Annotated in this window: 9 protein-coding genes; 1 reads left to right on the top strand and 8 read right to left on the bottom strand. The window is 73.8% G+C overall.

Annotated features, from left to right (window positions below; genetic code table 11):
- Positions 1–211: 211 nt before the first annotated feature.
- From E1284_RS14795 to E1284_RS14785, 3 genes are all read right to left on the bottom strand, one after another.
- Positions 212–820, bottom strand: a complete 609-nt coding sequence (locus tag E1284_RS14795) for a hemerythrin domain-containing protein (RefSeq protein ID WP_131939649.1) — start codon at positions 818–820, stop codon at positions 212–214.
- 57 nt (positions 821–877) lie between these two features.
- A complete protein-coding gene (locus E1284_RS14790; RefSeq protein ID WP_131939648.1) occupies positions 878–1,789 on the bottom strand; it encodes a DUF2637 domain-containing protein in 912 nt (303 codons plus the stop codon).
- Between the two features lie 104 nt (positions 1,790–1,893).
- Positions 1,894–3,147 (bottom strand): NAD(P)/FAD-dependent oxidoreductase, encoded by a 1,254-nt coding sequence (locus E1284_RS14785; RefSeq protein ID WP_131939647.1) that lies wholly within the window; start codon positions 3,145–3,147, stop codon positions 1,894–1,896.
- A gap of 119 nt (positions 3,148–3,266) precedes the next feature.
- Here E1284_RS14785 and E1284_RS14780 point away from each other — a divergent pair, with 119 nt between their 5' ends.
- Positions 3,267–4,772, top strand: coding sequence for a PucR family transcriptional regulator (locus tag E1284_RS14780; RefSeq protein ID WP_131939646.1), 1,506 nt, complete (start codon positions 3,267–3,269; stop codon positions 4,770–4,772).
- Positions 4,773–4,782: 10 nt separating this feature from the next.
- Here the strand turns inward: E1284_RS14780 and E1284_RS14775 are convergent, their stop codons facing one another.
- The 5 genes from E1284_RS14775 to E1284_RS14755 form a co-directional block, all read right to left on the bottom strand.
- Positions 4,783–5,250 (bottom strand): GDYXXLXY domain-containing protein, encoded by a 468-nt coding sequence (locus E1284_RS14775; protein ID WP_131939645.1) that lies wholly within the window; start codon positions 5,248–5,250, stop codon positions 4,783–4,785.
- The gene (locus tag E1284_RS14770; protein WP_165965269.1) at positions 5,247–6,347 is read right to left on the bottom strand and encodes a DUF2157 domain-containing protein; all 1,101 of its coding nucleotides are present in this window, start codon (positions 6,345–6,347) and stop codon (positions 5,247–5,249) included. Before E1284_RS14770 ends, E1284_RS14775 begins: the two co-directional genes overlap by 4 nt.
- A 182-nt stretch (positions 6,348–6,529) precedes the next feature.
- Positions 6,530–6,868: a DedA family protein gene (locus E1284_RS14765; RefSeq protein ID WP_207923753.1), complete on the bottom strand. Its 339-nt coding sequence runs from the start codon at positions 6,866–6,868 to the stop codon at positions 6,530–6,532.
- Positions 6,869–6,884: 16 nt separating this feature from the next.
- On the bottom strand, positions 6,885–7,532 hold the full coding sequence (locus E1284_RS14760) for a response regulator transcription factor (protein ID WP_131939643.1): 648 nt from the start codon (positions 7,530–7,532) through the stop codon (positions 6,885–6,887).
- Complete coding sequence (locus E1284_RS14755) at positions 7,517–8,764, bottom strand: sensor histidine kinase (protein ID WP_131939642.1); 1,248 nt, start codon at positions 8,762–8,764, stop codon at positions 7,517–7,519. The genes E1284_RS14760 and E1284_RS14755 overlap by 16 nt, the downstream gene beginning before the upstream one ends.
- Positions 8,765–8,875 lie beyond the last annotated feature (111 nt).

Here is an 8,875-nt window from a genome sequence, read left to right as displayed (position 1 = left end):
CCCGACCGTGGACGGGTCATCCCCGTCCGCCCCCGGCCCCGTCCGACCACGCCTCCAGCACCCGGTAAAGGGGTATGAAGCGCTGCGCTCCTTCCGCGGACGGCAGCCCGAAGATCTGCAGATCCAGCGGCGAATCCGCAAGGCGGAAAATCGCCCGGCCTTTGTCGACTGCGCCGGTGGCGTGCCCGCTCGGGCGGGCACGCCGGGTCGGTCAGAGGGTTGGCCAGCGGTCGAGGGATTCGTAGGTGGGGCGCCATTGGGTCTTGTAGGCGGCTTGGACGGGTTCGGGGAGTAGGGACAGCATCGTCGCCGCGTGGGTCTCGCCGGCGCCGTCCAGGAGCCAGGGGATGACGCGGGGGGCGTTGGGGCCGAGTTTCGCGGCGTGGACCTGGCCGAAGTTCGCGAAATGCTCGAGGGGCAGGGTTTCGTCCATCAGGGGTAGGGCGGCTTCCTCCTCGTGCTTCAGGTGGGCGGCGAGGCTGGTCGCGAGGCGGTCGATCAGGGGGGCGAGGGGTTCGGCGCCCGCGTCGATCGCTTCCAGGGCCGGGTCGATGGAGGCGTGTTCGGCCTCCATCGCGTCCATGAGGGCCAGGCCGTCGGGACGGTCGGCGAGGGCGGCGCGCATCGGGGGCCACAGGGCCTCGTCCTCGGCGGCGTGGTGGATGTGCAGGGCCGTCGTGAACAGGTCCCAGCCGGGCGCTCCGGCGAGGATGCGGCGCGCCTCGGCGTCCTCGCGGGCGGCGAGCTTCGACAGGTGCTCCAGCTCCCGCCTCAGCGCGTCGTGCATGACGTACATCGCGGTCCAGTCGTACTTCGCCATGGTCTTCCCCTTCCGTTCACCGCATTGACGGTGCGGGAGGCGGAAAGGTGACCGTCCTCAGGACGCCGGGGCGGGGCTGGACAGGCGGCTCAGGAGGCGCTGGCCCTGGCGGGAGCTGATGTTCAGGCGGCGGCCCAGTTCGGCGCCGGTGATGTTCGGTTCGGCGTCGATGATGGCGAGGGCTCGGGCCTCGTTGTCGGTGGCCACGCTGCGGGGGACGGTCTGTCTCGTCCGCTTCGGCGGGGCCTTGGGCTCGGGAGCCGGCGGCTCGGGTTCGGGCTGCGGCGGGGTCGTCAGAGTCGTGACGCGGGTCAGGGCCTCGTCCAGCATGACGCCGTCTTTGAGCATCCAGACCACGTCGGCGGGCGCCTTGGTCTTCCACTTGCGGCCGTAGTGGTCGTCCAGGAGGGCGAGGGCGTGGCGGCGGCGCTGCTCGGCATGGAGGGCGTCGGGGTAGGACGTGATCTGCCACAGGACCATGCGGCGCCACAGGCGGAACGTGGAGAAGGGGGCGAGGAGCCAGCGGGCGATGGGGACGCCTTCGCGGACGGTCCCGGCGGCGATCCCGGCGCGGCGGCGGATGGCGTGCCGGACGGCCTCGATGAAGGTGATGAACAGCACGGGCATGGCGGCGTGCATGACCATGCCCGTGATGTCGCCGTGGGCGGCGGAGATGTTGAGCCAGACGGTGGCGGCGGTGAACGCGAACGCCATCCAGCGCAGGGCCGGCATGGGCATGGCCAGCCATTCGAGGAGGAGCGCCACCGAGACCAGGGCGAGGATGCCCAGGTCGACCCCGGCCGGGACGATCCAGGCCTGCGCACCGAACCAGGGCTCGGCGACGTCCCGGACGGACGCGAACGAGCCGTAGCCGCCCAGCGCGGCGAGGCCCGCGAAGAACAGGCCGCCGACCCCGGCCAGGACGCGCTGGGCCCGGGTCAGCGGCACGATCGTGCGCGTCTCGTCCATCGGCGTCCCTCCCGTCTCGGGGTCCTAGATCACCCCGAGACGTTAGCGCGCCGGTGCCGCCCGTCCGGACGAAAGTGCCATAACCGCCCAGAAGCCGCAGGTCGTCAGCGTAGGGGGTTGAAGGGGGCGAGTTCGCTCGGACGGTCGCCCGTGGCGATCTGCTCGGCGAGCAGGCGCCCGGTGGCGGGGCCGAGGGTGATGCCCCACATGCCGTGGCCGCCGGCGGCGAAGACGCGCGGCGAGCGGGTCGCGCCGATCAGCGGGAGGCCGTCGCGGGTGCAGGGGCGGGAGCCGACCCACTCGTCCTGCCGGGAGTCGAGGTCGGCGCCGCGCAGCAGCGGGCGGGCGGCCTCGACGATCGCCTTGATCCGGCGCGGGTCGAGCGGCGCCTCCGGACGGCGGAACTCCATCATCCCGGCGACGCGCAGCCGGTCGCCGAGCGGGGTGCAGGCGACCCGCTGGGCGGGGAAGTACACCGGGCCGTCCGGGACGCGGTCCACCGGCACACTGAAGCTGTAGCCGCGGCCGGCCTGGACGAGGGAGCGGACGCCGAACTGCCGGGCGAGGTCGCCGAGCCACACGCCGCTCGCGAGGACGACCGTGTCGAAGTCCTCCGCGTCGCTCCCCGTGGTGCGGACGGAGACGCCGCCCCGGTGGTGGCCGACCTCGGTGACGGCGGCGCCCGTGCGGATCTTGCCGCCCCGGTCGCGGACGGAGTCGGCGAGCGCGTGCACGAACGCGCCCGGGTTGACGAACCGCTGGCCGCGCAGCACGATCGCGGCGCCGACCTCGTCGGAGAGCGCGGGCTCCAGAGCCCGGGCGTCCGCCCCGCTGAGGGCCTCGTACTCCAGTTCCTGGCCGGCGGCGCGGATGTGCTCGATCTCCGCCAGCAGGACGCGCCGCTCGGCGGCCGTCCGGTAGGCGGCGAGGAAGGAGCCCGCCTCGTTCGTCTCGGCCTTGACACCGCCGTCCAGCAGCGCGTCGAAGCTCGGCAGCGCGCGGCCGTTGATCGGCACGAGCGCCTCCATCGCGCGGCGCCACCGCGCCGCGGTGCTGTTGCGGGCGAACCCGGCGAGGAAGCGGAGCAGGCTCGGGTTCGCGCTCGGCGGCACGTAGACCGGCGAGGACGGGCTGAGCACCGCCTTCACGCCGTAGGAGAGGACGGCCGGTTCGGGCAGCGGCGTCGCCAGGCCGGGGGTCAGCCAGCCGGCGTTGCCCCAGGACGCGCCGGCGGCGACGTCCCGGCGGTCGAACACGGTGACGTCGGCACCGTGCTCCTGCAGGAACCAGGCGGTGGACAGTCCGACCATGCCGGCGCCCACGACGGCGACTCGGCGCGGCGGTGCGTCGAGAGCCATGGCGACTCCTCTCCTCGCTGAAGCGTGTCACTTCGATGGTGGGTCGCGTTCGGGCGATCGTCTCTGTCGCGTTCGGCCAATCCGGAGGAGGCCCATCGTGCGGACGGCACAATGGACGCATGGTGAAGCTCGATGTCGCCGACCTCGTCGACTCGCTCGGGCTGCTCCGGCTGGTGACGCCGGGCCGCGGCGGGCAGGTGCACGACGTGGTGCTGGCGGAGCCGGGCGAGCCGGCCGGGCAGGCGGGCGAGATCGTCCTCGGCGTCGGCGTGACCGACCCGGCGGACGCCGTCGCGCTGCTGGAGCGGGCCGACACCGCCGGGGCCGACGGCGTCGTCCTCAAGGCGCCGATCGCCGCGGAGGTCGCCGCCGCGGCGCGCCCCCTGAAGCCCGCCCTCATCGAACTCCAGCCGGACACGTCCTGGACGCACGTCGTCTGGCTGGTGCGCGGCGCCATCGACCGCGCCTACGCGCCGCAGGGCGTGCACGACGACCTGTTCGCGCTCGCCGACACCGCCGCCGAGATCGCCGACGCGCCCGTCACCCTGGAGGACGCCCGCTCCCGCGTCCTCGCCTACTCCGGCCGCCAGGACACCACCGACCCCGCGCGCGTCTCCACGATCGTCGGCCGCCGCGTCCCGCCGCAGGTCATCGCCCATCTGCGGGCCTGCGGGGTGTTCCGGAAGCTGACGCGCTCGTCCGAGCCGATCCTCGTCCCGGCCGGGCCGGACCAGATGCTGCCGCGCCTCGTCATCCCGGTGCGCGCGGGCGGCGAGTGGCTCGGCTCGATCTGGGTGGTGGCGAGGAGGCCGATCCCGCAGGACCGCGTCCGGCGGCTCACCGACCTCGCGTCCGTCATCGCCCTGCACCTGCTGCGGCTGCGCGCCGAGGCGGGCGTCGCGCGCCGGGTCTCGGCCGACCAGCTCCGCGCCGCCCTCCGGGACGGCGTCCGCCCCGGCGCGGCCGAGCCGCCGTGGCGCGTCGCGGTCCTCGGCGGCGGCGAGGACCTCCCCCGGCGGCTCGACCTGTGGGAGGCGATCACGCACCGCTTCGGCTGGCACCGCCCGCTGCTCGCCGACCTCGACGGGGGCCTGTTCGCGCTGCTGGCGGACCGTCCGGGCAGCGAGGCCGGGTCGCTGCCGTGGCTGCGGACCGTCCTCAGCGAGGTGCGCGCGCACGACCGCACCCTCTACGCGGCGGCGGGCGGCCCGGCCCTCGCCGCCACCGACCTGCCCCGTTCTCGCGCGGAGGCCGCCGAGTTGGACGTCCTCGTCGCGTCCGGCCGCCTGTCACCTGGGCTGGTCCTCCTGGAGGACGCCTGGGACGCGGTCGTCGTCGAACGCGCCCGCAAGGCCACCCGCATCGAAGCCGGTTTCCTGGGCGGCCCGCTCCCCGTCCTCCGGGCGCACGACGACGCCCACGGGACGGCCTTCCTGCCGACCCTCGCCGCCTGGCTGGACCACTACGGCGACCCGAAGGCCACCGCCGAGGCCCTCTCCGTCCACCCCAATACCCTGCGCTACCGGCTGCGCCGCATGACCGAGGTGACCGCGGTGGACCTCACGTCCCCCCAACGACGCCTGGCCCTCCGCCTCCAGCTCAGCGCCCTGGACGACCGGCCATAGCCCGCAAGCCTCACCGTGGTTGGAGGCGGACGAGCGCGGCGCGTCCCCGATCGTCCACTCGGATCACGGCGGTCAGCCGTCCGGCGGTGACGCCCTGTTCGAGAGCGCGGGCGCGGTCTTCGGAGACGAAGAAGCTGCCGAGCCCGCAGTCGAGGCCGCCGCCGGGCGATTCGCAGGCCAGATAGGGCTGCCGCGCAGGACGCGCCTTGACGGCCTCGGTGCCCTTCCACAGCGCGCCGTCCCTGACGAGCGGGACGTAGTACCGCCCCGGCCCCGAGACGCCCCTGGGCAGACCGGGGTAGCTCAAATCTACGTAGGCGCCCCGGAACGGGTCGATCGGGTCGACCGGCGCGACCGCCAGCCGGTACTCGCGGCCGGTCAGGCGGGGCGACAGCTGCGGCTGGACGGCCCAGACGACCAGCGCGGCCTGGACGAGCACGGCGCCCGCCACCGCGACGGAACCCTTGCGGATCCTCATGAGACGACCTTCGTGATCAGTCGGCGGCCCCGGTAGGCGAGCACACCGGTGCCGAGGAAGACGGCGCCGAGCACCAGGAAGAGCGCCGCGCCGGAGAACAGCGGTGCGAAGACGGCGAAGCTCTGCGTCGTCACGAAGATCACCAGCGCACCGGCGGCCAGCGGCACGATGCCCGGCAGTTCCCGGGACGTCCCGAGGACCGCGAACCAGGCGGCGGCCAGCACGTAGCAGACGATTCCCGCGATGGCGCGGACGAGCGCCTCGCCGCTGGGCGATGCCATCGACCCGGCCGGGTCCCAGAGCGCAAGCAGCACTCCCGCGGCGAGGATGCCCAGCATCGCGGCGACCTGTCCGCGCGCGGAACCGAGCCAGACGGCGACGGCGGAGACGAGGACGGTGAGGGCGACCCCGGCCCACAGCGCGTTCGTCATCCGGAAATCGCGGTCGGGGAAGGCCGCGATGTAGAGCCCCACCAGCGCCAGCAGCACGCCGACGGGTCGCCAGACGTCCGCGAAGGCCGGTGTCCACCGCTCGTGCAGTTCGGCGAGGCCCGTCGCGAGACCGGCGGCCACGAGCATCGCGCACACCACCACGCCGTGGCTTCCCGCGTTCTCGGCCGCCCACCAGGCGTACCAGCCGACACTGAGCCCCGCCGCGACGAGCAGCGGAGCCCGCCCGCGCGTCGCGTAGGCGTAGGCGAGCGCCCCTCCGGCCCATGCGCCCAGGAGGCTGGAAGAGCCCGCCGGAACCTGGAGGCTCTGCGCCGTCTGGAAGACCGTCCCGCCGCCGGCGGCCACCGCGATCACCCGGGCGGCGGCCGGCAGCGCGCCGGAGACCCGGGAGGCGAGCAGTTCCGCACCGACCACCGCGGCCAGCCAGATCACCACGATCCCGGCGAACCTCACCATCGGGGAGAGTTCCTCGTAGTTCGCGGCGACAGTCCAGATCAGCCCCACGCCGACGAACGCCGAGCCGAGGAAGAGAACCAGTCTTTCCAGGGCGAAGCGGCGGCTGTCCGTGTACCTGCTCGCGATCCGCGCCGCCGTCTCGCCGTCGATCAGCCCCTCCGCCTGCCAGGCCGCCACCTCGCCCCGCAACCAGAGCAACCTTCTGGGCGGAATGTGCGCTGTCTCCATACCCGCCGAGTATGAACGACCGCGGCGGCCGTGCCCTGGGCACTCTTACTCAACCGCGCTGAGTACTTCGCGACGTCCTCGACGGTGTCCCTCGGCGGTGAGGCTCGGGGTTACGACCCGCCGGTGCGGCGGCGGGAAAGTGCTCAGTCGCGGTTCCGGGGGTGCTGGGCGCGTCTGCGGCGGACTCGCCAGACGACGAGGGCGAGGACGACCGCGCAGGCGACCGCGATCGCGACGGCCTGGCCGGCCACGTGCTCGATGCGGGAGTAGGCGTTCCCGGCAAAGTAGCCGAGCATGGTGAAGCCCACCCCCCAGACCAGGCCGCCGGCGGCGTTGAACAGCAGGAACACGTGGCGGGGCATGCGGGACATCCCCGCCAGCGCGGGCATGATCGCGCGGAAGAACGCGATGAACCACGACGTGACCGAGTCGAACGCCGTCCCGCGCCCCCTCGTCCGTGTTCCTCCCTCTACCCCGGGCACGGACGCCGATCCGGCGCTACGGCTTGTTCAGGTAGGCGAGGACGGCTCGGACGCGGCGGTTGGTGTCATCGTCGTCGACGATGCCGAGCTTGCCGAACATGGACGTCGTGTATTTGCCGATGGCGCTCTCGCTGAGGAAGAGGCGGCGGCCGATGGCCTGGTTGGAGAGCCCCTCCGCCATGAGGGCCAGCACCGCGTGCTCGCGTTCGGTGAGCCGTTCGAGACCCCGGGCCGGGGACGTGCCGGACAGCAGCCGGGCGATGACGGCCGGGTCCATCGCCGTCCCGCCGCCCGCGACGCGTTCCAGCGCGTCGATGAACTGGTCGCCGTCGAACACGCTCTCCTTCAGCAGGTAGCCGACGCCGCCGGAGCCGTCGGCGAGCAGTTCGCGGGCGTACAGCTGCTCCACATGCTGCGAGAGGATCAGCACCGGCAGCCCCGGCGCCTCGGCCCGCGCGGCGAGGGCGGCGCGCAGGCCCTCGTCCGACTGCGTCGGCGGCATCCGGACGTCGATCACCGACACGTCCGGACGCCAGGCGAGCAGCGCCTCCAGCGTCTCGGGCCCGGTGGCCGCCGTCGCCACCACCTCGTGCCCGTACGCCTCGATCAGCCGGATCATCCCGTCCCGCAGGAGGTAGAGGTCTTCGGCTACAAGGACTCGCATGGCACCGCCAGCCGCACACGGGTCGGGCCGCCGGACGGGCTGGCGATCTCCAGCGTGCCGTCGAAGACGGCCATGCGGCGGCGCAGGCCGTCCAGCCCGCCGCCGGGGGCTTCCTGGGCGCCGCCCCGGCCGTCGTCCTCGACCTGGACGACGATGCCCGTCCCGTCCCGCGTGAGCGAGATCCGCACGGTGGTGGCTCGGGCGTGCTTGACCGCGTTGGTCAGCAGTTCGGCGACGCCGAAGTAGACGGCGGACTCGATCGGCGGGTCCAGGCGGGGCTCGGCGCCGGCGCTGACGGTCACGTCCAGCGGAGTGTCGAGGGCCAGCGCGCGGACGGCGTCGACGAGGCCCCGCTCGTTCAGCACCGGCGGGTTGATGCCCCTGACCAGCTCGCGGAGCTCGGCCAGCGACGCCGCGGCACCGCCGCGCGCCTCCCGCATCAGCGCCTTGGCCCGCGCCGGGTCGGTCTCCATCAGCTTCTCGGCAGTCGCCAGCGACAGCCCGAGCGAGATCAGCCGGGCCTGGGCGCCATCGTGCAGATTCCGTTCGATCCGGCGGAGCTCGGCGGCCTGGGAGACCGTTATGTCCGCGCGCTGGCCCGCCAGTTCCTCGACGCGGTCGGCCAGTGCCATCGCCCGGGACGGCCGCAGGTACCGGACGGCCACCGGCACGAGCGGCCGCCATGCGTAGGGCGCGGCGGCGACGGCGACGACCAGGCCGGCGGCCGCGAGGACAGGAGCGGGGCCGAGCCCGGCCGCCGCCACGCCCACCCCGGCCGGAGGGACGCACGCCGCGAGGCCCGCCGCGAACGGCGCGATCCCGACGAAACGCAGGTCGCGCCAGTTGGCGGGGTCGAGCCACCGGACGCGCCACTTCTGGTCCAAGAGGGCGTCGCGGCGGGTGCGCTCGTAGGAGAAGCCGTTCCACCAGTACCCGGTGGACATCCGCACCACCGGACCGGGCTCGCGGTAGCCGGACGGGATCGCGGTGCCCGTCCACCTCTCCACGAGGAAGCGGACCATCCGGCAGACCGGCCGGGACAGCCCGAGCGTGCCGACGCACACCAGCACGAGCGGCCCCACCCACGACCACGGGTTCCACGGCCCCCACCAGATCGCCCACGCCACCGCCAGGCCCCACACGGCGGGGACCAGCATGGTGACGACCGCCACGAGGCACGCCCGCGCGAACCCCACACCGGTGCGCGCCGCCCAGGTACCCAACTGCCGCATGACCCTCCCTCTCGTCCGCCGCTTCCAGCGTGCACCCCAAAAGAGCGCCCCGCCACGTCCGATCGCCAAGGAGTGGGTCTAGCCCCACCCACCCGTGCGTCCAGCCGGATA

Source organism: Actinomadura bangladeshensis, assembly GCF_004348335.1.
In the GTDB taxonomy this organism is placed as follows: domain Bacteria; phylum Actinomycetota; class Actinomycetes; order Streptosporangiales; family Streptosporangiaceae; genus Spirillospora; species Spirillospora bangladeshensis.
The sequence above is the reverse complement of the archived record's forward strand: the minus strand, read 5'-3'. Positions and strand labels throughout refer to the sequence as shown.